Genomic DNA, 26,680 nt, shown 5'->3' with positions numbered 1-26,680 from the left:
ATAAATTAAATGCTGGGAACCTTTGTTAATGTTGCTGCGGTTATTGCAGGAAGTCTGCTAGGTTTGCTGCTTAAAACACGATTGCCTGAAAAGATTACTAGCATTGTATTTCAGGGCATTGGGTTGGTAACCATTTTCTTTGGAGTGGCTATGGCATTCCGGTCGCAGAACTGGGTGATATTAATTTTGTCAGTAGTTTCTGGAGCCATCATCGGCCAATTGCTCAACCTTGATGAACGCCTGAATAAGGTAGGGGAGTGGCTGAAAAATAAACTAAAAATCAATAATATAAGGTTCACTGAAGGGCTGATAACCGCCTTTCTTCTTTTCTGCATGGGAAGCCTTACCGTGCTTGGCGCCCTTGAAGAAGGTATGAACCAAAACCCGGAATTGCTGCTTGCCAAATCGGTGATGGATGGATTCTCATCCATCGCGCTTTCGGCGGCTATGGGAATTGGTGTGATGTTTTCTGTGATTCCATTGCTGATTTACCAGGGTGGAATAACATTATTTGCCGGCTCATTACAAAATGTACTTTCCGAACCTTTAATCATGGAGATCACAGCCGCCGGTGGAATCATCTTACTAGGCATGGGTATCAATATTCTTGAAATCAAACGAATCCAGATATTAAACCTGTTGCCGGCATTGCTGATGGCGGTGGTGATGTATTATCTGGTAAACTTGATTTAAAGGAACGCGGATGACGTGGATTTAGCAGATTTGCACGGATTTATTAATCAGCGATCATCAGTTTAATCAGCGTCATCAGCGTTCCATATCACACCAGTACAAAGTCCATCTGCTTTTTCTGCAGATCCACTTTTCGTACTCGTATTTTTACCCGGTCGCCAAGCTTGTATTCCTGTCCGTAGCGTTGGCCAACCACGCGGTAATTGTCTTCATCAAGGTAATAGAAATCGTCGTTCATGTATTTGAGTGATACCATTCCTTCACATTTATTGCCTTCAATTTCTACGAAAATTCCCCATTTGCTCACCCCGGAAACCAGTCCATAAAACTCCTGCCCGATCTTGTCCATCATAAACTCAGCCTGCTTGTATTTTACCGAATCACGCTCTGCCTGCTCGGCTCTCTTTTCCATTTCAGATGAGTGCTGGCATTTTGGTTCGTATTCTTCCTCGATAACAGAAGGCTTGCCTGACAAATAGCGTTCTAACAAGCGGTGGACCATCAGATCGGGATAGCGCCGTATTGGTGAAGTGAAATGTGTATAATGCCTGAAATCCAAACCGTAATGCCCGATATTTTGAGTTGAATATTCGGCTTTGGCCATGGTTCGGATAGCGATGGCTTCAATCATGTTTTCTTCGCCTTTACCGGATATTTGTTCAAACAAACGGTTAAAAGATTGTGCCATACTTTTTCTTGAGCCGGTCTTCATGCTGTAACCCAGCTTTCCGATAAATTCGGTGAAACGGTTTAATTTTTCAGGATTGGGTTCATCATGCACGCGGTACACAAAAGTTTTGGGTTTTGCAGCGCCTTTTTTCTTTCCAATCAATTCGGCGACCTTGCGGTTTGCCAGCAGCATGAATTCTTCAATCAGCCAGTTGGCTTCTTTGTTTTCCTTGATATAAGTACTTAACGGTTTCCCATTCTCATCGAGTTTGAACTTAACCTCTACAGAGTGAAAATTAATTGCCCCTCCTTTGAAGCGTTCATTGCGAAGCTTTTGTGCCAGTCCGTTCAGAAACAAAAGCTCGTCCTTGTAATCGCCTTCACCGCCTTCAATCATTGCCTGTACTTCTTCATAGTTGTAGCGGCGGTTAGAATTGATAATTGTTTTTCCGAACCATTCCTCCAGCACCACAGCTTTTTCATTCATTAAAAAAACTGCTGAAAAACAGAGCTTTTCTTCATTTGGCCGCAGTGAACAAACCATATTTGAAAGCTTTTCGGGAAGCATTGGGATCACACGATCTACCAGATAAATAGAGGTGCCCCGGTCATAACCTTCGGCATCAATCGCGGAACCTGGTTTCACATAATGAGAAACATCAGCAATGTGCACGCCAACTTCCCAGACATCATCTTTCACCTTTTGCAATGACAGGGCATCATCAAAGTCTTTGGCGTCTTCAGGATCAATTGTAACCGTAAACACTTCGCGGAAATCCCTGCGACTGCTTATTTCTTCTTTACTGATGGTTTCTTTTATTTTTCCTGCTTCATTTTCAGCAGCCTTCGGGAAAGAAAGCGGGAAGTTGTGATTTACCAGGATGGATTTCATTTCAACTTCATTATCGCCTGGCTTGCCAAGCACTTCGGTTACTTCGCCCATTGGGTTTTTGGCATGCTCTGGCCATTCGGTCATTTTTACAACAACCTTTTCACCGTTTTTAGCTCCTTTCAGATTTTCGGGCAATATCATAATATCAACCGGAATAGTGACATCATCGGGAGTGAGAAATCCCATTTTTCCACTTATATTCATGGTTCCCACGAAATTAATCCTTGCACGGGAAACGATTTCTACAATCTGGCCTTCTATTTTACGACCCTTGCGTTTTGGGAACAGATGGACTTTAACTTTATCACCATGAAGCGCGCGCCCGGTGTTGTTATAGGCGATAAAAACGTCCTCATCAAGATCGGGAGTAATAATATAAGCTTTTCCGGTCTGCTTCATATCTACTGATCCAGTCACAAAGTTTTGAGGTATTAACTCCATCATCTTTTCCTGGTTGAGCTGGTATTTTCCGCGGTTCAGCTCAACAATGATTTCCTTTTTGCTCAAACTATCCAGAATCTGCTTAACGAGTTCTTTACTTGCTTTATCGCTTAGCCCAAGATGCGATGAAACTTGCCTGAAATTGAGGGCGCGATAAGGATGATCGGTAAACACTGCCTGCACACTGTTTATAAAAGTGTTTTTTGAAACAGGATTAATTTTGCGAGTAGTTTTTTTCTTATTCATGACTATTTGGTACTAATTGTAGAATCTGTTTTTTTTATGGCTGATTTTATGCGAAGTATGGTTTCATCCTTTCCAAGTATTTCCATGATCTCAAACAAATCCGGTCCCATTGCCGAACCAACCAACGCAATACGCAAAGGAAGCATAATAACTCCCATATTAAGTTGATTATCTTCAATGTAACCTTTAATTTGCGAGGATAATTCCTCTGCCTTTTTTTTATTTGTGCTTTCGAGTAAAGATGTGATTTCCATCAGTGATCCGGAAGTTTCTGGTTTCCAACGTTTTTTGATAAGTTGTTCATCGTATGTTTCGGGTCGGAAAAAGAAAAACGCCATTTGATCCCAAAGTTCAGGAATGAGATTTGCGCGCTCTTTTATAAGCGAAATAATCTGTGCGATCCTGCTTTCGTCAACTTCAATTCCTTTTTGAGTGAGATACGGGAGAAGCAGTTTGGCAAGATCAGTTGCTGGTTGGTTCTGAAGATACTGGTGGTTAAACCATTTGGCTTTGTCCGCGTCGAACTTAGCGCCTGATTTGCTTACACGATCCAACGAAAAAGCATCTATCAGTTCCTGCATTGTGAAAATTTCCTGAGTAGTTCCGGGATTCCAGCCAAGCATGGCAAGCATATTAATGAAAGCATCCGGCAAGTAACCTGATTCCCTGTAGCCTGATGAAATTTCTCCACTTGCCGGGTCATTCCATTGTAAGGGGAAAACCGGAAACCCAAGCCTGTCGCCGTCTCTTTTACTTAGTTTTCCTTTACCATCGGGTTTAAGCAACAAAGGCAAATGTGCAAATTCCGGCATAACGGATTCCCATCCAAAAGCACGGTAAAGGAGCACATGCAGCGGGGCGGATGGCAACCATTCTTCACCACGGATTACGTGGGTGATTTTCATCAGATAATCATCAACAACATTGGCCAGATGGTAGGTAGGCATCCCATCAGATTTAAACAAAACCTTATCGTCCAGTAAGTTGCTTTCAACCTCCACGGTACCTCTTATGGTATCCTGCAAAACAATGGTTTCATTTTCGGGAATCCTGATCCTGACAACATAAGGAGTCTGATTGGCAATCAGTTGCTTTACTTCTTCCTCATTCAATACCAATGAATTCCTGAGTTTATTGCGCGTTACCACATCATATTGAAATGGTGGATATTTCAGTGTTTCCGCTTCTTTTCTTCTGGCATCCAGTTCTTCGGGTGTATCAAAAGCATAGTATGCATGCCCGGTTTCAAGCAATTGATTTATATATTTCACATAAAATTCCTTGCGTTCGCTCTGACGGTAAGGAGCATACGGGCCTCCTACATGCACACCCTCATCGAATTCAATACCACACCAGGACAACGACTCAATGATATATTCTTCGGCTCCGGGAACAAAACGCCCCTGGTCAGTATCTTCAATACGCAGAATCATTTTACCATTATTTTTTCTGGCAAGCAGATAGTTGTAAAGGGCGGTTCTTACACCTCCGATATGTAAAGGTCCTGTTGGACTTGGTGCGAACCTGACGCGGGTTTCGGGTAATTTCATGGTTATTTGAATTGTTATGCAAAGATAGGAAGAACGAAGCAGCAAGGCTATAAATGTTGATTGCATAGCGGTTCATAATAATTTGACAAGCAGAGTATTCGTTATAAACTGATTCATTATGCTCATTGTTTTATAACTTTGACGATTGTTTTCAACTAAATAGCCATGCGAAACAAAGGAATTCCTAGGTACCATGTTTTAAGGATTTACCTCTTTTCTATCCTGATATATTTCATGTTGATTTTGCCTGTGTTGATGGTGATGTCATTAAAAATGGCTCCTAAGCTATTTGAAGCCCGCGATAATGTAATGAAAAGAATATCAAAGGAATCGGACACACTGAACCAGGGAAATGTGGCCCGTTTGGCAGAGCTGGAAAGAAATCTCATTGAATTAGGTTCCCTTCCATTGCAAATGCGGGATGACGCAATAATACAAATGGAGAGAGAGCGGGATTCATTAATCAAAGTGGTAAGTCCGGGAAGCAGGGTAGAAGTGACTACCGATAGCACTGATTCGCCTTTTTCGACGACTGCTGTCATAATTTTCAGATTTGTTATACTGTTTACACTTGTGGCAGGATTAATTGCGAATGCCCCGCTAAAAAGATATTTCAATAAAAAGCGAAGGCGCAAACCAATCCCCGAAAAACTTAGTAAATACTGCAAAAGGATCTTGCTATTCACCCCATATATCAATGCCGGGATTTTGCTAGTTGGCTATTTTATCCTTCATGGATATATGTTTTATGTCCTGAAAACCGGGAAGGGTTTTGAAGATGCTATCAGCCGCGACCTTTTCCTGCAGTTCTTTTACGTTTCACTCATCGCCTACCTGCTGATTGTTTTATTTGTGTTTTTCTGGCAGAAACACAGGGTTCACATAATATACCTTGAACATGTTTTCGCCGAAAAAGAATTGTATTCGAGGCTAAAATACCTGCGCAAAGGCCGGATCAGCAACCGCTTATGGATATCAAGCGGAATGACAACATTGCTTCCATTGGTCATTGTGATGCTCTATATAATTTTGGCTCTTACACCAATCCGGGATCTGGGTACAATAACCGCAGAACATCAACAAATTTTACTGGGTCCATACCATTCGATGGTCGAGACTGGTCAGGAAACTATGGAGCGCATGTGGTATATCAATGCATTCGACAATTTACTGATGTTTAGCGGCATATCAATGGGCATTATCGTTGCACTGATTTACATTATGTTTTTTGTGCGCTGGACAACAGCAGGAATTCTCAGCCCGGTGAAGGAACTGCTTTACAACATGCGCTGGACAGGAGAGGGGCATGTAAATAATTATACCGTTGTGCGAACCAATGATGAAATTGGCGAATTAAGCGAAGGTTATAACAACATGACTTCACGTTTGATGGAATACATTGACAGGATTTCGGGAATGAATGAAGCGTATGTTCGGTTTGTTCCTCGTCAATTCCTGCAATTCCTGGGTAAGGATAACTTCACTGATATTAAGCTAGGCGATCAGGTTCAGAAAGAAATGACCATTTTATTTTCCGATATCAGGTCATTTACTGATTTATCAGAAGAGATGACTCCTAAAGAAAATTTTGATTTCATCAATCATTATCTGGGTTTAATGGAGCCGGTGATCAGGAAAAACAATGGGTTTATTGATAAATACATTGGCGATTCAATTATGGCGCTGTTCGGCGAAAGCGTTGATGATGCTATTAACGCTGCCGTTGAAATGCGGATGAAGCTTGTTAGCTTCAACGACGAGAGGCGGGGGATGGGTAAGAAAGAAATCAGTATAGGAATTGGTATTCATGCCGGGAACCTGATGCTTGGCATAGTTGGGAGCGAAGGGAGAATGGAGGGCACGGTTATCAGTGATGCCGTCAACCTTGCATCGAGGCTTGAAGGACTGACAAAAATTTACGGAGCTTCTATTATTATCAGCGAAGATGCCCTGATTAAACTTAAAAACCCTTTGCATTTTCAATATCGCTTCCTTGATATTGCAAGGGTAAAAGGGAAACGCGATTCCGTTTATATTTTTGAGGTTCTCAATGGCGATGATGAGAACATTAAAAAACTTAAGTGGGAAACCCGGAATGAATTCGGAAAAGCGGTTGATCTTTACCGGAATCAGAAATTTGAACAAGCCACTGAACTTTTTCAGGATATTCTGAAAAAAAATCCAGCCGACATGGTTGCCCGGCTATATACTGAGCGTTGCCAGGAAACACTTTTAAAGGGCTTACCGAAAGACTGGTCGGGTGTTGATATGAGGGAAAATTAAAATCTGCTAAATGTTATTGGCTAAAAAAAGAATGAAACACTACTTGATATTAATTCTTGTAACATTATCCTTTTCTGTAGAAGGACAAAAAAGCATCTACTTATATTTTAATGATGCAGGATTTTGTGGACCAGGCCCTTTATACATTGAAGAATTAACCTTGTTTGAAGATAATTCATTTGAATATACATCCTTTCAATATCTTAATTTGAAAATAGAAGCCTCAGGTCAGTTCCTGAAAGGAAAGAAATATATTTCATTGGAATATCAAGTCTTAAAAATTGACACTCTTAATAAAAGCAAAGAAATAGGAGAGATTAACAACTTGCAATTTATCTCCAAGTTTAGAATTATTAAAGACAAGGATTGGCTTAAGAATAAGGGTGGAATGCTTATTGAATGTGGCAAGTTGTTCGCGTCAAAAACAAAAATGCTAGAGCCAAGAAAAAGAAGAGTCATGATAATTAAAACATTTGATTACAAGTTAATTAACTAAAATCCTGCCACACACAACTCCTTTGCCCAATAGCCTATGAAATAGCAGCTTGAAATAGCGCACCACGCAGAATTAATGTACCTTTGGACAGTGACGAAGCCCGCAAAACGTCTACTGGGTATAGCTGCAAAACGTTATATATGGTTGTTCCATCGCATCTCAGTAAACTAAGCTGGTGTTTTAAGCGTTTACTCAAATGAAAGGATAGAAACTTTAATGCATAATAATAAGTCATTAGAAGCCCTGATTGTTAAGATTGATGCCTTTATCCGGTTATATTACAAAAACCAGATTATAAGAGGCATCATCTATTCAGTTGCTTTATTGGTAGTATTTTTTTTGGTTCTGAACCTGTTGGAGTACTTTACTTACTTTGGACAAACCGTTCGGGCGCTAATTTTCTTTGGCTATATAACGATTGCCATTGCAATATTGTCAATTTACATCATCGCTCCATTGCTGAAATTATTCAGGGTAGGGAAAATTATTTCCTACGAACAGGCAGCGGCTATCATCAGCCGGCACTTTCCTGAAATCAATGATAAATTGATCAATACACTTCAGTTGGGCACGATGATGGAACCGGAAAAGGCAAACCTTGAAGTAGTGGAGGCGGCGATAGCACAAAAGACTGAGCGAATAAAGTTATTGCCATTTACAGATGCGATTGATAAAAAAGAGAATATAAGAAAAACCCCCTATGCACTCGTTCCCTTACTTGTTGTGCTGATCCTGTTTATAGCAGCGCCAACACTAATTAAGGACCCGGCAAAACGAATTTCAAACTACCATTTACAATATGAACGCCCGGCACCTTTCCGCTTTATCATTTCGGATAATATTCTGACGGTTCTGAAAGGCGACGACCTGGATCTACATATCAAACTGGAAGGAAATGAATTGCCTGCTGAAGTCTTTATTGAGTATAAAAACACCTCAGCCAGAACTGCGCGGCTTGCGAAAAATGAATTCATATACAGGTTTCGGAACCTTAATGAAGATATAAGCTTCCGGTTGCAGGGAGAAGGTTTTTACAGCGAAACATACAATATTATAGTATTGCCCAAGCCACTTATCATCACTTATGATGTTACACTCGAGTTTCCGGATTATACCAGGCGACCCGATGAAAATGTCAGGAATACAGGGGATTTTTCTGTTCCACGCGGCACTTTTGTTACCTGGTCGTTTTACACAGAATCAACGGATTCAGTTAACATCACCACATCACTATCCGATAGCCCTATCATGCAAAGGGTTTCTGATAATGAATTCCGTGGGAAAATGAGGGCGATGGAATCAATGGATTATGTCGTAGTTCCAATCAATAAACATGCTATTGCCAGGGATTCATTATTGCATCAAATAACAATAATACCTGATATTTATCCCGAAATCAATGTTGAGACTTTTATTGATTCAAGTAATTTCAGCAGTGCCTATTTCACCGGGCAAATAAAGGACGATTATGGGTTCGATAAACTTGAGTTTCATTATAGAAGACAAAACATCAAATCACCTGACAGAATTATTGAAAGCGAAACCACGCTGGTGAATATTGACAAGAACATTAATTCGCAATCTTTTTTCTACACATTTGATTTCTCCGGAATTGAAATTGAGCCAGGTGATCGTATTGAATATTGGTTCGAAATATGGGATAACGACCGGGTGATGGGCAGCAAATCAAGCCGGACGGGGATCGGAGCTCTTGAAATTCCCGGAATGGCTGAACGCGAAGAACAGATTGCTGAAAAACAAGCTGAAGTTTCTTCAGAAATTAGCCAGTTACAAAGAGAGTTATTTGAACTTTCGCGCGAAATTGACCAACTGCAAAAATCCATTCTTCAGAAAGAAAGCATCAGCTGGGAAGACACCAGCAAGCTTAATGAAATGCTTGAAAAACAAGCCAGTTTGCAGGAAAAGGCTGAACGGGTCAAGGATAATCATGCCGAGCTGAACAGGATGCAAGATGAAGTAAAACCATTTAGTGAGGAAATAATCCGTAAGCAGCAGGAACTTCAAAAGCTGTTTGATGAATTGATGACTGACGAAATGAAGAAAATGTTCGAGGAACTTCAGAAGTTGCTGGAAGAGTTAGATAGAAGTAAAATGCAGGATATGCTGAACAAGATGCAGATGAGCAATGAAGAGCTTCTTCAAAACCTCGACAGAAACCTTGAACTGTTTAAGCAACTCGAAATTGAAAAGAAAATAACTGAAACGGTTGCGAAACTAAAAGAGCTTGCTCAGAAACAAGACGAACTCGCGGAACAATCCAAAAATCCTGATGCGAATTCTGAGGACCTGGATAAACAACAAGCGGAAATTGAAAATGAATTTCAGGAGATTAAAGAGGAATTAGAGGATATTAAAGAGCAGAACGAGGAACTCGATTCGCAATATGAGATGATTGAAACCGAAGAGCTTGAAAAGGATATTGAAGGCTCGATGCAGGAAAGCCGTGAAAATTTGCAGAAGAATCAGAAATCAAAGGCCTCACCTCATCAAAAAGATGCCTCACAAAAAATGGATCAATTGAGTGAGAATTTGATGAATATGATGATGGAAGGCCAAAATGACCAACTGGGTGAAGATATAAGGTTAATAAGAAAACTGCTGGAAGACCTGATTGATGTTTCATTTGATCAGGAAAACCTGATTGACAAAACTGTAGAAATTAACACTGTGGATCCCAGGTATAATGAATTGCTTTCAGAACAAAACAAGCTCATTACAAGCCTTAAACAAATTGAGGATTCTCTTCAGGCAATTGCAAAGCGTCAGGCAGCAATACAGCCTTTTGTCTTGCGAGAGATAGCGCAGATTAACAATAATGTTGAAGAAGCATTGAAATCACTTGAGGCAAGAGACACTAGAACTACTTCCACCCGGCAGCAGTTTATCATGACATCTATTAACAATCTTGCGTTAATGCTCGGCGAATCTATGGAGCAAATGATGCAGCAAATGGCGAGCAAACCCTCTGATGGCGAAAGTTGTCCAATGCCCGGGCAGGGGCAGGGGCAGGGTAAACCCTCAATGAGTACAATGAAGGATTTGCAACAACAGCTTAACCAGCAAATGGAGCAAATGCAGAAAGGAAAAGGAAAGCCGGGAGAACAAGGTATGCCACAGCCTGGAGGTCAATCAATGAGTGAGCAGTTTGCAAGGATGGCCGCACAACAAGAAGCACTGCGAAGACAAATGCAACAATACCTTGAAGAGGTTCGCAAAGAAACCGGAGGTAACGATGGCAATGCTGTTAGGGCAATTGAAGAAATGGAAGAATCAGAAAAAGACCTGGTAAATAAGAGAATAACAAATGAAACCCTGATGAGGCAAGAGAGGATAATGACAAGACTTTTAGAATCTGAACGTGCTGAAATGGAAAGAGAAAGGGAAGAAAAGAGAGAATCGCGGGAAGCACAAAATTATCCGGTTAGCAATTCGGATTCTGTTATGGAATTCTATAGAAAAAAAATGAATGAAAGAGAAATGCTAAGAACTGTTCCTCCTCAAATGAATACATTCTATAGAACCAAGGTAAACGATTATTTCATTCAGGTTCAATAAGATATGATATTATTTCACTCAAATTCCCACAATTTTACAGTTAAAAATAAGGCCTTGATCAAAGCATGGCTTAAAAGAGTTGCTGAGAGCGAAGGTAGAAGTATTGGACAAATTGATATTATTTTCTGTTCAGATGAAGAATTGTTGGAGATGAACAAAAAACACCTGAACCACGATTATTTTACGGACATTATTACCTTTGATTATTCTGATAGACAGGGAATTATATCAGGCGATCTATATATTAGTACCGACAGAGTATCAGATAACGCCAGGAAGTTTGATATCTCTGATGAGATAGAGCTTAGACGAGTCATGGTTCATGGCATTTTACATCTTGTTGGATTCAATGATCGCACGGATGAAGAAATCTCGCTGATACGGGAAAAGGAAGAACTTTACCTGTCGCTTTATCCTTGACAGCCTTTCAACAAGGCTTTCCCTCAGGATACAAAGAATACACTATTTTTGCAGGAGGGTTAAAAATTAAGTTTACGTTTCACGTGAAACAGTTATAATGTTTGAAGAATATGATGTGATTGTTGTTGGTGCAGGTCATGCAGGCAGTGAGGCCGCAGCTGCAGCAGCAAATATGGGTTCCAGGGTTTTGTTGATCACCATGAACATGGCTTCTATTGCTCAGATGTCGTGCAACCCGGCAATGGGCGGGGTTGCAAAAGGACAAATAGTAAGAGAAATTGATGCGCTGGGTGGATATTCAGGAATTGTTACCGATAAAACCATGATCCAATTCCGGATGCTCAATAAATCCAAAGGCCCGGCAATGTGGAGTCCTCGAGCACAAAATGACAGGATGAGATTTTCAGAGGAGTGGAGATTGATGCTGGAAAGAATCCCCAATCTGGATTTCTGGCAGGACATGGTAACAGGTTTGATTGTGAAAGATGGCAAGGTTGCCGGTGTGAAAACATCTATGGGATTAGAGATCTATTCTAAATCAGTAATTCTAACAAATGGAACATTTCTTAACGGAATAATACATATTGGAACCAAAAGCTTTGGTGGTGGCAGAATAGGGGAGAAGGCGTCGAAAGGAATTACGGAAGACCTGAGGGCTTTGGGTTTCGAATCGAATAGAATGAAAACCGGAACACCCGTTAGAATTGATGGACGCTCAATAGATTTCTCCAAAATGGAAGAACAAAAGGGAGACGAATCTCCTGGTCACTTCTCTTTTAAAACCAATACTGCTTTAACTAAACAATTAAGCTGTTTTATTACCTATACGAATAGCGAGGTACATGATATTTTAAGAACGGGATTCGAATTTTCGCCAATGTTTACAGGGCGTATTGAAGGTGTAGGGCCACGCTATTGCCCATCAATCGAGGATAAAATAGACCGATTTGCACACCGGGATAGACACCAGCTATTTGTTGAACCTGAAGGCTGGGACACTGTTGAGTATTATTTGAACGGATTTTCATCCTCTTTACCGGAAGATGTCCAGTTTAAAGCATTGAAGAAGATTCCCGGTTTGGAAAATGTAAAAATATTCAGGCCTGGCTACGCTATCGAATATGATTATTTCCCACCCGTACAACTAAAGTACACTCTTGAAACAAAATTAATTGAGAACCTATATTTTGCAGGACAGATAAACGGAACAACCGGTTATGAGGAGGCGGCAGCTCAAGGATTGATGGCTGGAATGAACGCGCACTTAAAGTGTTCAAATAAAAAGGAGTTCATTTTGAAACGCTCTGATGCATACATTGGAGTTTTAATTGACGATCTTATTACCAAAGGAGTTGACGAGCCGTACCGGATGTTTACTTCAAGGGCTGAATATCGTTTATTGCTTCGTCAGGATAATGCAGATATACGATTAACTCATTTAAGTCATGAGTTGGGCCTGGCTGATAGCGATCGCATAGAAAGAGTGCAACAGAAAGAAGCGCGGATCACTAAGATTTTAACAGAGCTTAAAAATGAAAGTATTGATCCGGAAAGTATCAATGAGTTGCTTCTGAAATGCGATACACAACCGGTTTCGCAAAAGGTTAAATTAGCCAACATTTTGCTAAGGCCGCAGATATCACTTTTTGATATGATCAACCATATTCCCAGGCTTAAATCCTTTATTTCCTCAATGGGCGACGATTTGAATGAGGAGGTTGCTGCTTCTGAAATTTTAATTAAATATGGTGGCTACCTGCTAAAAGAGCAAGAGCTCGCGCAAAAATTGTCCCGACACGAGGACATGCCATTACCCGAAGATTTCAATTATCAACAGCTTAACTCTCTCTCTTTTGAGGCTCGTGCAAAACTGAGTAAAATAAAGCCAACTTCAATAGGCCAGGCTTCAAGAATAAGTGGCGTGTCTCCGTCGGATATAATGGTATTACTTATTTTCCTGGGAAGATAATTGCAATGTTTCACGTGAAAACCATCACATGGCCATAGAAGAACTGCCAACTCAGCGTTGTTTTATTTGTAATGGAACTGAATTCCATAAATTTCTCAGATTGAATGACTATTTTCTTAGCCAGGAAGTATTTGAGTTATGCAAATGCTTAACTTGTGGATTGCTTTATACCTTACCTCAGCCTGATCCCGAATCTATTATAAAATATTATAATTCCAATGAATATACTTCGCACAACACAGCTCAACGCTCTCTGAAAAACTTGCTTTACCTTCAGGCCAGAAAGATTGCTTTAGGCCGAAAAATGCAAATGATAAAAGAGCATCAGGAGATTGGCCAAATATTAGATATTGGAGCAGGAACTGCTGAGTTTTTAAATTATTGCCGCAAACAAAAATGGAACATTACAGGAGTTGAACCTAACGCCAAAGGCCGGGAAATTGCTTTTGAGCGTCATGGGATTATATTGCAACATGAAGTTGATTTATCAATTCTTGAAAAAGGATCAATGGATGTTATAACAATGTGGCATGTGTTGGAGCATATCGCTGATCCATTATCTCAGCTAGAATTAAATTACCAACTTCTCAACAATAAGAACGGCATGCTTGTTCTTGCTCTTCCTAATTATGAGTCGTGGGATGCAAAAAAATATGGCAAATTTTGGGCTGCTTATGACGTGCCAAGACATTTGTATCATTTTACAAAAGAATCGGTAAAACTGCTGGCTGAAAAATCAGGATTCAGAATTGTTGAAATCCATCCAATGAAATTTGATTCGTTTTATATTTGTCTTTTGAGCGAAAAATACAAGCATGGAAAAATGAATTATGTTAAGGCGTTTGCGAATGGAATACGCTCAAACAGCTTGGCAAAAAAGGACAGTTTTGGATATTCGAGTTTAGTCTACTTGCTAAAAAAGGCATAATCCATTTTTAGACTATTTTAAGGCTTTATAAGCGAAGCAAGGGCTAAAATGAAATACTGGCATAATTGCTGCGGAGATCGTGCGCCAGAAAGCGCGTTATAGGGTCGTTTTTTAATTGATTATATCCAACAAATTAGAACAGTTACAGATGAGAAAACTGATTTTTAAAAAAGAGCTGTTCAATGGTTTTGCAATCGGTGCAGTACTGATTATTATAGCCATTCTTATTGGATACTATTTTCAATATACCAATCACAAAGAAAGATATGTTACCAGGGTTCAAAATGAACTTTCTGAAAAATCCGATCTGCTTGAAGAGCATCTAAAACGCTTAGCCAAAGTTCCGGTTGAAGAACTTTTTAACACGGCCCTGGATAAAGAGCTATGTGAGATGGATGTTTATTTTCTCGCTTACCTTGATAACAATTTGATTTATTGGTCCAATAACACCACCCCAGTTGATTACATCTACGATTCTGTTCTATTTAGTCAGGGTTTCATCCAACTGGAAAATGGTTATTACTTAGTAAAAACTTTGAGCAACGATACTTGTTTGTATGTTGGTCTTTTAACTATAAAGAGGAGCTATAAATATGAAAATGAGTATATTAAGAACGAGTTTAACAAATGCTTCGATCTTCCTGATGGAACCAGAATTGGTTTTGAAAGAAATCAGCTTGACATATTTGATAAAGCGGGTAAGTATCTGTTCTCATTAGTATTACCTGAGGAAAATGATATAAAAGATTCATTTGCATTACTCCTTCTGGCGCTATATCTCGCAGCACTCTTATTTGTTGTTGTTACGCTTTATCAGATTTATTTAACGGTAAGCGCTTATCATAAAGAAAAGAAATGGTTTTTCGCCTTGTTTGTTGCCTTCGTCGTAATTCTAAGGGTGATTACTTTTTATTTTACAATCCCGGAGGTTTTATATTCAACAAAGCTTTTTGGGCCATCTTATCTTGCGATATCCGGCATCGTTCCATCACTCGGCGATTTGATCGTTAATGCAGCAATGCTTCTTATTATTGCATGGTATTTCTTTAGTTCATTTCGATTTAATTTACGACCGCAGATACCGCAATACAAAAAACTGGTCACAGCATTTACGCTGATTTTCCATGTTTTTATCTTCTTTCATATTTACCAGCTTTTATTCAATCGTATTGTATTTGATTCAGTTATATCGTTCAACCTTGGAAATGTTTTTGGTATAAGCGTACATGGATTTCTCGGTTTTTTAGTAATAGCAGCTTTGCTTTTTGCTTTTTTTCTTATAAGCGCCAGGTTATGCATGGCTGCATTTGAAATTTTTCCTGAGAAGAAACATTATGTGCTGCTCATTGTCGGAACCACAATGATTGCCTCTATTGTTAGCATTTTACGCAATCACTTTGATCCGGCAACCATCTTATTTCTATTTTTCTACATTTTAACATTTGTATTTATTGGGAAGCTTAAATCCAAATTGGTTTCGTTTGCCTGGGTCATTTTTTATTTGGTTGCATTTGCGTTAATCACAACTTATTCACTGCAAAAGCTAAATACCCGAAAAGAAAAGCAGGAACGAAAGCTTATTGCGCTGGAGCTTGCTTCTGACAGGGACAAGGTGGCTGAGTATCAGTTTTCAATAGTCGAAAATGAAATTTACAACGACACTGTTCTAATTGATTTACTTTCGGAAACCTATAATTACCCCGAGCTTGAAGCAAAAGCCACTGATCATATTATCACAACTCATTTCGGACGATATTGGGCTAATTATCAGATTCTTGCGACCATTTGTTATCCCGGCAAGTTACTTCACATCAGGCCTGGCGATTACATAATAGAATGCAGATCATACTTTGAAGGATATATCCAATCACTCGGAGATTCAACTGAATCCAAAAGCCTGTTCTATATCTTTCCGGGAGCCAATTACCTTGCCCGGTTTGAGTTTTCAGTATTACATCATGGGTTTGAGAACCCTGTAACAGTTTATATTGAGATTGACTCAAAAACGGTGACAAAAGGCTTAGGTTATCCAGAGTTGCTTCTTGATGGGGCTTCAGAAAAATCAAGAGATCTTTATAATTATTCCTATGCAAATTTTATTAATGGCGAACTTGCCAGTAGTGCAGGGAAATACACATACACTTTTAAGGATGCAGGATGGCCCACAGGACAAGGCTCTTTTACCTATTTCGACCGGAATAAATTTAACCACCTGCTTTATAATACGAGCCCTGACAGGCAGTTGGTAGTAAGTCTTCCCAAACCAGGTTTTTTGGATTTGGTAGCACCATTTTCGTATCTGTTTATTTTCTTCGGATTATTTGTCTTTTCTTTCAGGCTCATAGTTGGGTTCCCATACAGGTTATCGTTTTCGGAAATCAGTTTCAGAAACAGGATACAATATTCAATGTTTGGAATTGTTTTAATCTCATTTCTAATTATTGGCGTTTCAACATTATTTTTCATCTCAAGACTCAATCATAATAAAAACATAAGTATCCTCAGCGAAAAGAGCCATTCCGTGCTGATAGAACTCGAGCATAAATTAGTAAATGTTGACAGGTTGGATAATGAAATCCGAGGGTACCTTGGCGATCTTTTAACCAAATTTTCGTTGGTGTTTTTTACTGATATTAATCTGTACGACCCGCAGGGTTGGTTGCTTGCTTCAAGCAGATCGCAAATATTTGAAGAGGGATTGGTTTCGGACAGGATGAATCCGGAAGCATACAAACAACTTGCCATTCAAAACAAAGCTTCTTTTATCCAAAACGAATCAATAGGAAGCTATGACTATCTATCGGCCTATCTTCCATTACGAAATGATCAAAACAACCTGATCGGTTTTGTTAATTTACCATACTTTGCACGTCAAAGTGAGTTGCGCCAGGAAATATCATCATTTCTTGTAACCTTCACGAACATTTATGTAATACTCATGGCAATAGGATTATTCCTTGCACTTTTACTTTCTGATTACCTGCTTCGGCCACTTATGATCCTTAAAGCCAATATCAGAAAGGTGAAGCTAAGCGAATCAACACAGAAAATTGAATGGAAAGGAAAGGATGAGATCAGTGAATTAATTGAAGAATACAACAGAATGACCGGGGAATTGGTAAGATCGGCTGAGTTGCTTGCTCGATCGGAACGTGAGAGTGCCTGGCGCGAAATGGCCCGTCAGGTTGCGCATGAAATTAAGAACCCTCTTACACCTATGAAGCTTAGTGTGCAACATCTGCAAAAAGCGTGGAATGAGAAAGCTTCCGATTGGGATGGGAGGTTACAAAAGTTCACCCAAACACTTACTCAACAAATTGACTCACTATCTGAGATTGCGTCTGCCTTTTCAGATTTTGCCACAATGCCGGTTGCCGCGCACGAAAGAGTTAACCTTAAAGAAATTATAAGTAATGTAGCTGTGCTGTATAATGATCTGGAAAATATCACTATTCAAACCAATTTTTCTTCTGATGATCATGCTTGTAACGTCCTTGCTGATAAAAAGCAAATATTGAGAATTTTTAATAATCTGGTTCAGAATTCAGTGCAGGCAATCGGAATTGCAAAGGATGGTTTAATACAAATTGAAATCAATACAGAAAATAGTTTTTGGTTGGTTGCAATCACTGATAATGGTGGAGGAATCAGCCCCGAACTTGAGGGAAAAATCTTTTCTCCTTATTTCACAACCAAGAGTAGCGGAATGGGACTTGGATTGGCCATTGTTCAAAACATCATATCAGGTATTGGTGGCAGCATAAGTTTTAAGTCATCAGAAAAAACAGGAACAACTTTCGAGTTGCGTTTCCCAATCCTGGATGAAAGTATTGAATAGCATGAAATCTTATCGTACTTACAGGATATTTCTTATTTAAGCCGGAATATCAAATTTCTATACCTTTGGCCATTCACTCTTCAACTAACCTGGATTGAATACCCTTAAACGACTAGCCGGTCAGACCGCCATTTACGGATTACCCACAATTGCCGGAAGGGTATTAAACTATTTATTGGTTCCACTTTACACTAGGGTTTTTGAACCTGCCGAATATGGAGTTGTCACAGAGCTATATGCGTATGTAGCACTTTTATACGTTTTACTTGGTTATGGGATGGAGACAGCATTTTTCCGGTTCTCAAAATCAGGAGAAGATGGCAAAACCATTTTTAGCACTGCGCTGCTCTCACTCACAATCAGCACTGGTATATTCCTGCTTCTTGCCCTGGTTTCATCTGGTTCCATTGCATCATCAATGGGTTATGCTGAAAATCGGGAATATATTGTTTGGTTTGCACTAATACTTGGATTCGACTCCATAGCCTCAATTCCATTTGCGCGGCTAAGGCAGCAGGGCAAGGCAGGCAAATTTGCACTCATAAGAAGTGTTAATATTATCACGAATATTGGGTTAAACCTGTTTTTTCTTCTTTTATGCCCGTATATTCTGCGAACCTATGGCGCCTCAGCATTACTTGATCTTGTTTACGATCCGCAAATTGGTATAGGTTATATCTTCATTTCCAACCTGGTTGCAAGCAGTTTGACAATGCTGCTTCTGCTGAAAACCATAAAAGGGATCAGATTTAAACTTGATCCAGGAATGTGGAAGCAAATGATTTCGTACTCCTGGCCATTACTTATACTTGGACTTGCGGGAATTGTGAATGAGACCTTTGACCGGATACTGCTCAAGTATTTATTGCCAGTGGATTCCGATCCTATGGTGCAAGTAGGAATTTATGGTGCTTGCTATAAAGTCTCAATACTTATGACGCTTTTTATACAAACTTATAAGTATGCAGCCGAACCATTTTTCTTTGAACAAATGAAAAATCAGGATGCAAAGCTTTTGTATGCCCGTGTGATGAACTATTTTGTAGCCATTTGTGCTTTTATTTTTGCCGCCATAATGCTTAACATTGACATCTTTATTTTGTTTGTAGGTGAGGAATACCGTGTCGGCGCTCCAGTAATTCCTATATTATTGATGGCAAATTTATTTCTTGGAATCTTCTATAATCTTTCGGTGTGGTTTAAGATCACAGGGAAAACTTTATATGGATCGCTGATTGCCGTTTTTGGAATGATGGTTACTCTTGGACTTAACTTTTTATTGATTCCTAAAATTGGATATATGGGCGCAGCCTGGGCAACACTTGCATGTTATGGCAGTATGATGATATTATCCTATTTCATTGGCCGGCGCCATTATCCGGTTCCATACAATGTTCTGAAAATCACTTTATTCATCGCATTTGCGGTCCTGCTTTATTATCTGAGTACCATTTTCCAGCCAGAGAACAACATAATTGCAAGAATTTTCAGCAATCTACTATTGATTGGCTATGTGATATTTGTTCTGATGGTTGAAAAGATTTCATCCAGGAAATGATTTTTTTAAGAATTTATGAACAATCTTTATACATAATAAACTACTTTTGTGGGTTGGTTATCAATGGAGGCAATATTTTTAAAATTCAATTATAATTAATTTCAAAAACTTCATCATGGAAAATTTTTACAATTCGGCCCTAACAGGTCGGGGTGTTTTCGGGAAGACACTTGGACTACTTGTTTTGCTCTTCGTCACTCAACTAACTTATTCACAGCACATTGCTATTGATCTGGGCCGGTCAGAAACCGACGTAAAGATTCAAAAGGATGATATGCAAAATTTGAACGTTTCTTTTTCTTACAGTGGAATTGGCACTTTTGGAATTGAAACCAGCAAAGGCCTTTTTAACGAATTGGCGATCCAGGGCACATATTGGATTGGAGAATTAGGATCACCAAAGTTACCAGCTTCCAAAAAGCTTATCGAAATTCCCTTTGGTGCCGAAGTGTCGGTAAAGGTTCTCAGCTATGATGTAAAAGAATTCAAGTTAAGTGACTATGGGATTACCTATAAAGTAATGCCGGTTCAACCATCTGTTCGAAAGGATCAGAACATTGATGAAGTACCTTTTGAATATAATGAAACTGTTTATAACAAAGACTTTTTTATTGAACACGAAATAGCCAGTGTTGAAATTCTCGGCGTTTTAAGAGGTTACAGGCTTGCACACCTCACTGTTGCACCCGTGAGCTACAACCCGCTTAAAGGCATTATACGTGTTTATAACGACATTGAAATTGAAATTACGTATTCAAATGTTGATGCCGAACTGAATGAGTATATCAAAGCCTCAAATTATTCCCCTTATTTTGAACCTGTTCGCAATAGCCTTCTGAACAATCCCAACCATGGCTACCCGTTACATCCCGATTTGACCAAATACCCCGTAAAGTATTTGGTGGTTGCCGATCCAATGTTTGAAAATGATTTGGCGCCATTTATTGAATGGAAGACCAAAAAGGGTTTTGAAATGATAGTTGCATACACGGATGAAATCGGAACAACATACAATGCGATCAAAACCTGGGTTCATGACCAATACAACGCAGGCACACCAACAAATCCGGCTCCGAGTTTTGTGCTTTTTGTAGGCGACACGCCACAAATTCCCGCTACTATGGGATCATCATCAGGGAAAATGACAGACCTGTATTATGCCAGCGTTGACGGAGATTACTTTCCTGAAATGTATTACGGCCGTTTCTCGGCAACCAATTCAGCACAATTAATTCCGCAGATTGCGAAATCCCTATACTACGAACAATATCAATTCTCTGACCCAACCTACCTCGATAAAACAACACTGATTGCCGGTGCTGACGGAACATGGAACCCCAGGGTTGGTCAACCAACTGTCCATTATGCAACAAATAATTACTGGAATACAGCCCATGGCTATACCGATGTGTTTACTTATTTAACCAGCCCATATACAGGCTGTTACAGTCCTGAAAAAATTGCCGTTGGTTTTATTAATTATACAGCACATTGCGGTGAAACCTCCTGGGGAGATCCCTCCCTTACCCAATCCATGGTTAACAATTTTGTGAACCAGGATAAATATCCACTGGCAATTGGCAATTGCTGCCTCGCCGCCGATTTTGGATATCCCGAATGTATTGGCGAAACCTGGATGAGGGCTGCCAACAAAGGAGCTGTAGTGTATATTGGATCTTCACCAAGCTCTTATTGGTTTGAAGATTTTTACTGGTCTGTTGGAGCGTTTCCAATTCAAGGTAACAATAACGGATATGTGCCCACTTATGACGAAACAACCTGGGGTGCTTATGATGCGCCTTTCGTTAGTGATTATGTGTCAGCCGGAGGGTTGATGTTTGTTGGAAACCTTGCTGTTACGGAAGTTGATATTCAAGGATATCCAAGCCATTCAAGCCCGCTGTATTACTGGCAGGCATATAATGTGTTGGGCGATCCCTCAATGGTTATTTACCACACACAAGGAAGCACGAACAATGTTACCCATATGCCAATTCTGCCCATTGGATTGGATGTTTACGAAGTAGAAGCTGAACCAGGTTCTTATGTAGCCATTTCAAAAGATGGTGTATTGCATGGTGCCGCACTGGTTGATTCCACAGGAATTGTTGAGGTTGCTCTTGAACCGGTTCTTTCAGCCGGTATGGTTGACATTGTTGTAACTAAACCACAATACATCCCTTACACCATTCAGGTGCCTGCTGCAGCCCTCGAAGGCCCTTACGTAGTCCTTGATGTTTATACAATTAATGATCCTGCCGGCAACAATAACGGTCAGGCAGATTATAGCGAAGATATAAGTATTGACGTAACACTGAAAAATGTTGGCGCTGATCCATCCGCTGCAGTTACCGCAACGCTCACAGGAACAGATAGCTATGTGACCCTAACCAGTACAGCCTCACAAAACTTTGGCGTTATCGTTAACGGCGAAACTGTAACCCTGGATGACGCATTCAGTTTTTCAATTGCCGATTTTGTTCCAAACCAGCATAAAGCTGCTTTTGTACTTGAAATTACAGATGGTTCCGATACATGGACTTCTAACCTGCGCATTACTGTTCAAGCCCCTGTTCTAAGCATAGGCACTGACTTTATCGTTGACGATTCAGGAACCGGAAACAATGATGGTATTCTTGATCCGGGTGAAACCGCTCTCATTATACTTAATATAACAAATACCGGAAGCAGTGACATTTCTGATATAGATATTTCAGCCATTTCAGGTGATGCGCTGCTTGTAGTTAATACCGGCAGCGTTAATGTTGCAAGCCTTGCTGCCGGTGAATCCGCTGAAATTCAGTTCAACGTAACAGCAGATGAATCATCTCCAATTGGGTATCCTGTGAACCTTGACCTCGCTGCCGAAGGCGGACCTGATGGATTTTATGTAAACTCTGCCAGCATCATGGTTGTTATTGGCCTTATTCCAGAGTACAACATGGCCAATACTACAGTTACAACCTGTGTTGGATTGTTTTATGATTCAGGCGGCCTCAATGGGAACTATGGCAATGATGAGAATATCACCATGACTTTCCTCCCTGCCAATCCCAATGCAATGATGAGGGCTAATTTTCTTTCGTTTGATACCGAATCAGGTTATGATAAACTCTTTGTTTATAATGGCCCGGATGCTACATCACCTGAATTTCCGGGAAGCCCGTTTCACGGAACGGTAAATCCCGGCACAATTACAGCTATGAATGCTCAAGGTGCATTAACTTTCAGGTTCACTTCCGATGGCTCAGTGAGTCGCTCAGGTTGGGAAGCAGAAGTTCAGTGTTATATACCTTCTGATCCTCCATCATGCGCCTCCAATCCCTCACCTGCTGATGGTGCCACAAACATTATGGTTACCACTAATCTCACATGGAATTCCGCTGATGCTACCATGTTTGATGTTTACTTTGGGCCTTCAATGAATCCACCTTTTCTAAACACTATTAATACCAATAGTTTTTCGCCAGAGTTGGTTCCCAACACAACATATTATTGGAAAATAGTTCCTCGTAATGCTGTTGGTCCAGCCGTTGGCTGCCCTGTTTGGTCGTTTACTACGGGCGATCCGGTTTACCTGATGACTACCGCTTCGCACATGGTAGGTCATGGAATGTTTTACGATACCGGCGGGCCTACCAACACTTATGCTAGCAATGAAAACCATGTAATGACTTTTACACCTTGTGTTGAAGGATATCATCTCAAATTTACTTTCCTGAACTTTGACACCGAGGCCAATTATGATTTCCTTCATATTTATGACGGGCCAACTGAAAGCGCACCACCAGTTGCGGGCAGCCCATTCAGTGGAACTGCCACCCCTGGTGTTATCACTTCTACACACAGTACTGGAGCGATCACATTTAAATTCATCTCCGACGGATCGGTAAATAAGGCCGGCTGGGCAGCATCATTCCTGTGCGATGGCCCATTGGCAGCAGTTCCATCATCCAACCCGGTAACACTATGCGAGGGAAATTCAGCGCAGCTTTATGCAAATGCAGTTGGTGGAAGCGGAAATTATACCTACACCTGGACTCCTGCAACAACCTTGAATAGTTCTACAGTACCCAATCCTATTGCAAATCCAGCTGTTACCACAGCTTATAGTGTTACGGTTAATGACGGAACAAACGTAGCAACAGCTGATTATACAATGATTGTAAATGAAGCTCCTGTTGTTAATCTGGGTAATGATACAATCATTTGTGTGAACCATTCTATCATGCTTGATGCTACCATCCCCAATGGTTTTAGTTATTTATGGATGCCCGGGGGCCAAACCACACCAACAATTCTGGTAGATTCTACCGGCGTTGGTATCGGTGTTCAAACCTATTCAGTCACCGTGTTTGATATTAATGGATGCATGGCCGATGCTTCAATCTCAGTCACATTTGATGCATGCACTTTTATCGCTGATTTTAGCAGCGATCTTAGTGTTTTGGTTTATCCGAACCCGGCAGCCTCATCGCTAAATATAGGTTTACAGGGCAAAGCAAGCAACGTTTCTTTCACTTTGTTAAACCATCATGGGCAAGTAGTTTTTGGTAATGTGGTTGGCAATCTTGCAGGAACATCCAACTATCAAATAAATGTTTCCAATTATGCAAAGGGCATTTACTACCTGCGATTGAATACCGAGAAAGATGTATTGATCAGAAAAATAATAATTCAATAAAATTAATAATTACAAACCTTACATTGGTGGCGGCCCGAACCGCCGCCTTTGTAAAAATCCGAAAACGATGAATAGAAAACTAACCCTCATTTCATTCCTGATTGTGTTGGCGCTGAATTTAGCCGGCCAAACCTGGACAGGCATTGGTTCTGATAATCCAGTTGCTATAAAAAGCACTTTGATAGAATCATCCGATCAAAGCATCATTATCCAGTTTAATGTGGATGGTTTTTTCATGAACCCGGTGGAAACTCCCCGCGGTAAAGAATACCAGATCAGCGTTCCTGACATGGTTTTCCTGAATGAAAAATCAGCTCCGGAATTACCCATGTTTGGCGTATCATCAATTATTCCTGACCGGGCATTGATGCAGGTTAGGGTTCTAAGCGCCAGTTACACGGATTTTGAAAACATTCCGGTGGCTCCATCAAAAGGACATTATACCAGGAGCGAAGACCCTGCTTTAATTCCTTATATTTATGGAGATATGTACAATCAGGATGCGTTTTTTCCTGATATCCGCTCCGAATTGCAAGAACCATATATCCTGCGCGATTATCGTGGTCAGGTAGTTACAATATACCCGTTTAGTTACAACCCGGTTCAAAAAACGCTCCGGGTTTACCACAATTTAGTGGTTGAACTATATAACGATGGCAATGGCGGGGAAAATCAGCTTCAGCGCTCAGTATTGCCCGAAACGCTTTCACAAGAGTTCAAGGCCGTTTATGACAGGCATTTCATTAACTATTCCCATAACCGCTACCCTGTTCTGGAAGAAGAAGGAAACCTCTTAATTATATGCCATGGACCTTTCATGGAAGCCATGCAACCTTTGGTTGAGTGGAAAAAGACCATTGGCCGGCCAACAGAAATAGTTGATGTTGCAACTATTGGAACCACCACTACCGCTATTAAGGCATTTGTTTTAAACTATTATAACACAGTGGGTCTTACTCATCTGCTTCTGGTTGGCGACCATCAGCATGTGCCCAGCCAATCTATGTCGGGTGGTTTTTCTGATTATTTTTATGGATATCTTGTTGGCAGCGACTCTTATAATGAGTTATTCGTTGGTCGTTTTTCAGCCGAATCAGTAGCCGATGTTGAAACCCAGGTTCAGAGAACAATTGAATATGAGCGTGATATTGATGAAACAGCAACCTGGCTTGATTATGGCGTTGGGATTGCCCGCAATGAAGGAACGGGTCAGGGGCACTATGGCGAAAACGATTATCAGCATATGGATTTTATAAGGGACAGCCTGTTAAACTTCACGTATGGTACGGTATATCGCGAATATGACGGCAATGTACCCGGAGTTACTAACACCACTGCAACCCAGATTTCGCAAAGAATCAATGATGGAGCCACCATCATTAACTTCTGCAACCACGGACACATGACCGGATGGAGCGTTGGTGGTTATAGCAGCTCGCATGTGAACCAGCTAACAAATGTGGGTAAACTACCATTCATTTGGTCAGTTGCATGTGATAATGGTAGGTTTACAAGTGGAACCTGTTTTGCCGAAACATGGATGCGAGCCACTCACAATACCACTGGTGAGCCAACAGGCGCCATCGCAACTAAAATGTCGTGGATATCTCAGCCATGGCAGCCACCTCAGACTGGACAGGATGAGATGGTAACCATTCTTGTGGAACAACGCGATCACATAAAGCGTACCATGGGAGGTGTTTCAACCAATGGAAGTATGATCATGATTGACTTGCACGGTACATCTGGTAGATCAACTCACGACACATGGATACTATTTGGCGATCCTTCCCTCACAGTCAGAACCGACAACCCTACGCCTATTGTTGTTAATCACATGCCCGCAGCCTTCCTTGGTTTCGATGAATTTGTAGTGGATGCTGATGCAGAAGGCGCAATAGTTTCTTTAACCATTAATGGCGAAATTTTAGGAACCGGTTATATTGAAAATGGCACCACAACTATTACTTTCCCGCCCTTAAGTGAACCAGGAGAACTTACAATTGCTGTTTTTGGATTTAACAAGGTTACTTATATTAATAGTGTTGAAATTATTCCTGCTGCAGGACCCTATGTAATTTACACTTCCAGAACCATTAATGACGGTGAAAGTGGAAATGGCAACGGACAAATTGATTTTGATGAAACCATTTTGTTAGGTGTGGAATTAAAGAACCTGGGTGTTGAACCGGCAACCAATGTTATCGCAACTCTCACAAGCGCTTCGCCATATGTTACAATCACTGATGGTACAGAAAACTATGGCACTATTTTGCCAGATCAGTTGCTCATGATGGAAGACGCCTTCACCTTCGATGTATCCGACGACGTTCCCAACAACACCACGATCGCCTTTGCTATTGAAATGCAAAGCGGCGACGACACCTGGACGGGCAATTTCAGCGTTGTGGCCTATGCTCCATTGTTTACCGTGGGC

Annotated in this window: 13 protein-coding genes; 11 read left to right on the top strand and 2 right to left on the bottom strand. The window is 40.5% G+C overall.

Features of this window, described 5'->3' with window-relative positions:
• The first annotated feature begins 9 nt into the window (after positions 1-9).
• Positions 10-693, top strand: a complete 684-nt coding sequence (locus IH597_08585; protein MBE0662511.1) for a DUF554 domain-containing protein — start codon at positions 10-12, stop codon at positions 691-693.
• Between the two features lie 88 nt (positions 694-781).
• Here IH597_08585 and rnr read toward each other — a convergent pair whose 3' ends face one another.
• Both rnr and IH597_08575 read right to left on the bottom strand, forming a co-directional pair.
• Positions 782-2,941 (bottom strand): ribonuclease R, encoded by a 2,160-nt coding sequence (gene rnr / locus IH597_08580; GenBank protein MBE0662510.1) that lies wholly within the window; start codon positions 2,939-2,941, stop codon positions 782-784.
• A gap of 2 nt (positions 2,942-2,943) precedes the next feature.
• A complete protein-coding gene (locus IH597_08575; GenBank protein ID MBE0662509.1) occupies positions 2,944-4,491 on the bottom strand; it encodes a glutamate--tRNA ligase in 1,548 nt (515 codons plus the stop codon).
• 165 nt (positions 4,492-4,656) lie between these two features.
• Between IH597_08575 and IH597_08570 the strand changes: the two genes are divergently transcribed.
• The 10 genes from IH597_08570 to IH597_08525 form a co-directional block, all read left to right on the top strand.
• Positions 4,657-6,774 carry an adenylate/guanylate cyclase domain-containing protein gene (locus tag IH597_08570; protein MBE0662508.1) on the top strand — a complete coding sequence of 706 codons (2,118 nt, stop codon included), beginning with the start codon at positions 4,657-4,659 and terminating at the stop codon, positions 6,772-6,774.
• A 10-nt stretch (positions 6,775-6,784) separates the two neighbouring features.
• Complete coding sequence (locus tag IH597_08565) at positions 6,785-7,270, top strand: hypothetical protein (GenBank protein ID MBE0662507.1); 486 nt, start codon at positions 6,785-6,787, stop codon at positions 7,268-7,270.
• 216 nt (positions 7,271-7,486) lie between these two features.
• Positions 7,487-10,846, top strand: coding sequence for a hypothetical protein (locus IH597_08560; protein MBE0662506.1), 3,360 nt, complete (start codon positions 7,487-7,489; stop codon positions 10,844-10,846).
• A gap of 3 nt (positions 10,847-10,849) precedes the next feature.
• Positions 10,850-11,266 carry an rRNA maturation RNase YbeY gene (gene ybeY, locus IH597_08555; GenBank protein ID MBE0662505.1) on the top strand — a complete coding sequence of 139 codons (417 nt, stop codon included), beginning with the start codon at positions 10,850-10,852 and terminating at the stop codon, positions 11,264-11,266.
• Positions 11,267-11,363: 97 nt separating this feature from the next.
• Positions 11,364-13,235 carry a tRNA uridine-5-carboxymethylaminomethyl(34) synthesis enzyme MnmG gene (gene mnmG / locus IH597_08550; protein ID MBE0662504.1) on the top strand — a complete coding sequence of 624 codons (1,872 nt, stop codon included), beginning with the start codon at positions 11,364-11,366 and terminating at the stop codon, positions 13,233-13,235.
• Positions 13,236-13,263: 28 nt separating this feature from the next.
• Positions 13,264-14,163: a class I SAM-dependent methyltransferase gene (locus IH597_08545; protein ID MBE0662503.1), complete on the top strand. Its 900-nt coding sequence runs from the start codon at positions 13,264-13,266 to the stop codon at positions 14,161-14,163.
• A 148-nt stretch (positions 14,164-14,311) separates the two neighbouring features.
• Positions 14,312-18,001, top strand: coding sequence for a GHKL domain-containing protein (locus IH597_08540; GenBank protein ID MBE0662502.1), 3,690 nt, complete (start codon positions 14,312-14,314; stop codon positions 17,999-18,001).
• A gap of 94 nt (positions 18,002-18,095) precedes the next feature.
• Positions 18,096-19,559: an oligosaccharide flippase family protein gene (locus IH597_08535; GenBank protein ID MBE0662501.1), complete on the top strand. Its 1,464-nt coding sequence runs from the start codon at positions 18,096-18,098 to the stop codon at positions 19,557-19,559.
• 115 nt (positions 19,560-19,674) lie between these two features.
• Entirely contained in the window at positions 19,675-24,243 is a 4,569-nt protein-coding gene (locus IH597_08530) for a T9SS type A sorting domain-containing protein (GenBank protein MBE0662500.1), read from the top strand.
• A gap of 67 nt (positions 24,244-24,310) precedes the next feature.
• Positions 24,311-26,680: hypothetical protein (locus IH597_08525; protein MBE0662499.1), on the top strand; the 2,370-nt coding region annotated here is incomplete at its 3' end.

Source organism: Bacteroidales bacterium (genome assembly GCA_014860575.1).
Lineage (GTDB): Bacteria > Bacteroidota > Bacteroidia > Bacteroidales > JAAYJT01 > JAAYJT01.
This window is presented reverse-complemented; position numbering and strand designations above follow the sequence as displayed.

Bases quoted from the DNA above. Each gene is read 5' to 3' on its own strand.
- IH597_08585 (MBE0662511.1), top strand. From the start codon at position 10: ATGCTGGGAACCTTTGTTAATGTTGCTGCGGTTATTGCAGGAAGTCTG.
- rnr (MBE0662510.1), bottom strand. From the start codon at position 2,941: ATGAATAAGAAAAAAACTACTCGCAAAATTAATCCTGTTTCAAAAAAC.
- IH597_08575 (MBE0662509.1), bottom strand. From the start codon at position 4,491: ATGAAATTACCCGAAACCCGCGTCAGGTTCGCACCAAGTCCAACAGGA.
- IH597_08570 (MBE0662508.1), top strand. From the start codon at position 4,657: ATGCGAAACAAAGGAATTCCTAGGTACCATGTTTTAAGGATTTACCTC.
- IH597_08565 (MBE0662507.1), top strand. From the start codon at position 6,785: ATGTTATTGGCTAAAAAAAGAATGAAACACTACTTGATATTAATTCTT.
- IH597_08560 (MBE0662506.1), top strand. From the start codon at position 7,487: ATGCATAATAATAAGTCATTAGAAGCCCTGATTGTTAAGATTGATGCC.
- ybeY (MBE0662505.1), top strand. From the start codon at position 10,850: ATGATATTATTTCACTCAAATTCCCACAATTTTACAGTTAAAAATAAG.
- mnmG (MBE0662504.1), top strand. From the start codon at position 11,364: ATGTTTGAAGAATATGATGTGATTGTTGTTGGTGCAGGTCATGCAGGC.
- IH597_08545 (MBE0662503.1), top strand. From the start codon at position 13,264: ATGGCCATAGAAGAACTGCCAACTCAGCGTTGTTTTATTTGTAATGGA.
- IH597_08540 (MBE0662502.1), top strand. From the start codon at position 14,312: ATGAGAAAACTGATTTTTAAAAAAGAGCTGTTCAATGGTTTTGCAATC.
- IH597_08530 (MBE0662500.1), top strand. From the start codon at position 19,675: ATGGAAAATTTTTACAATTCGGCCCTAACAGGTCGGGGTGTTTTCGGG.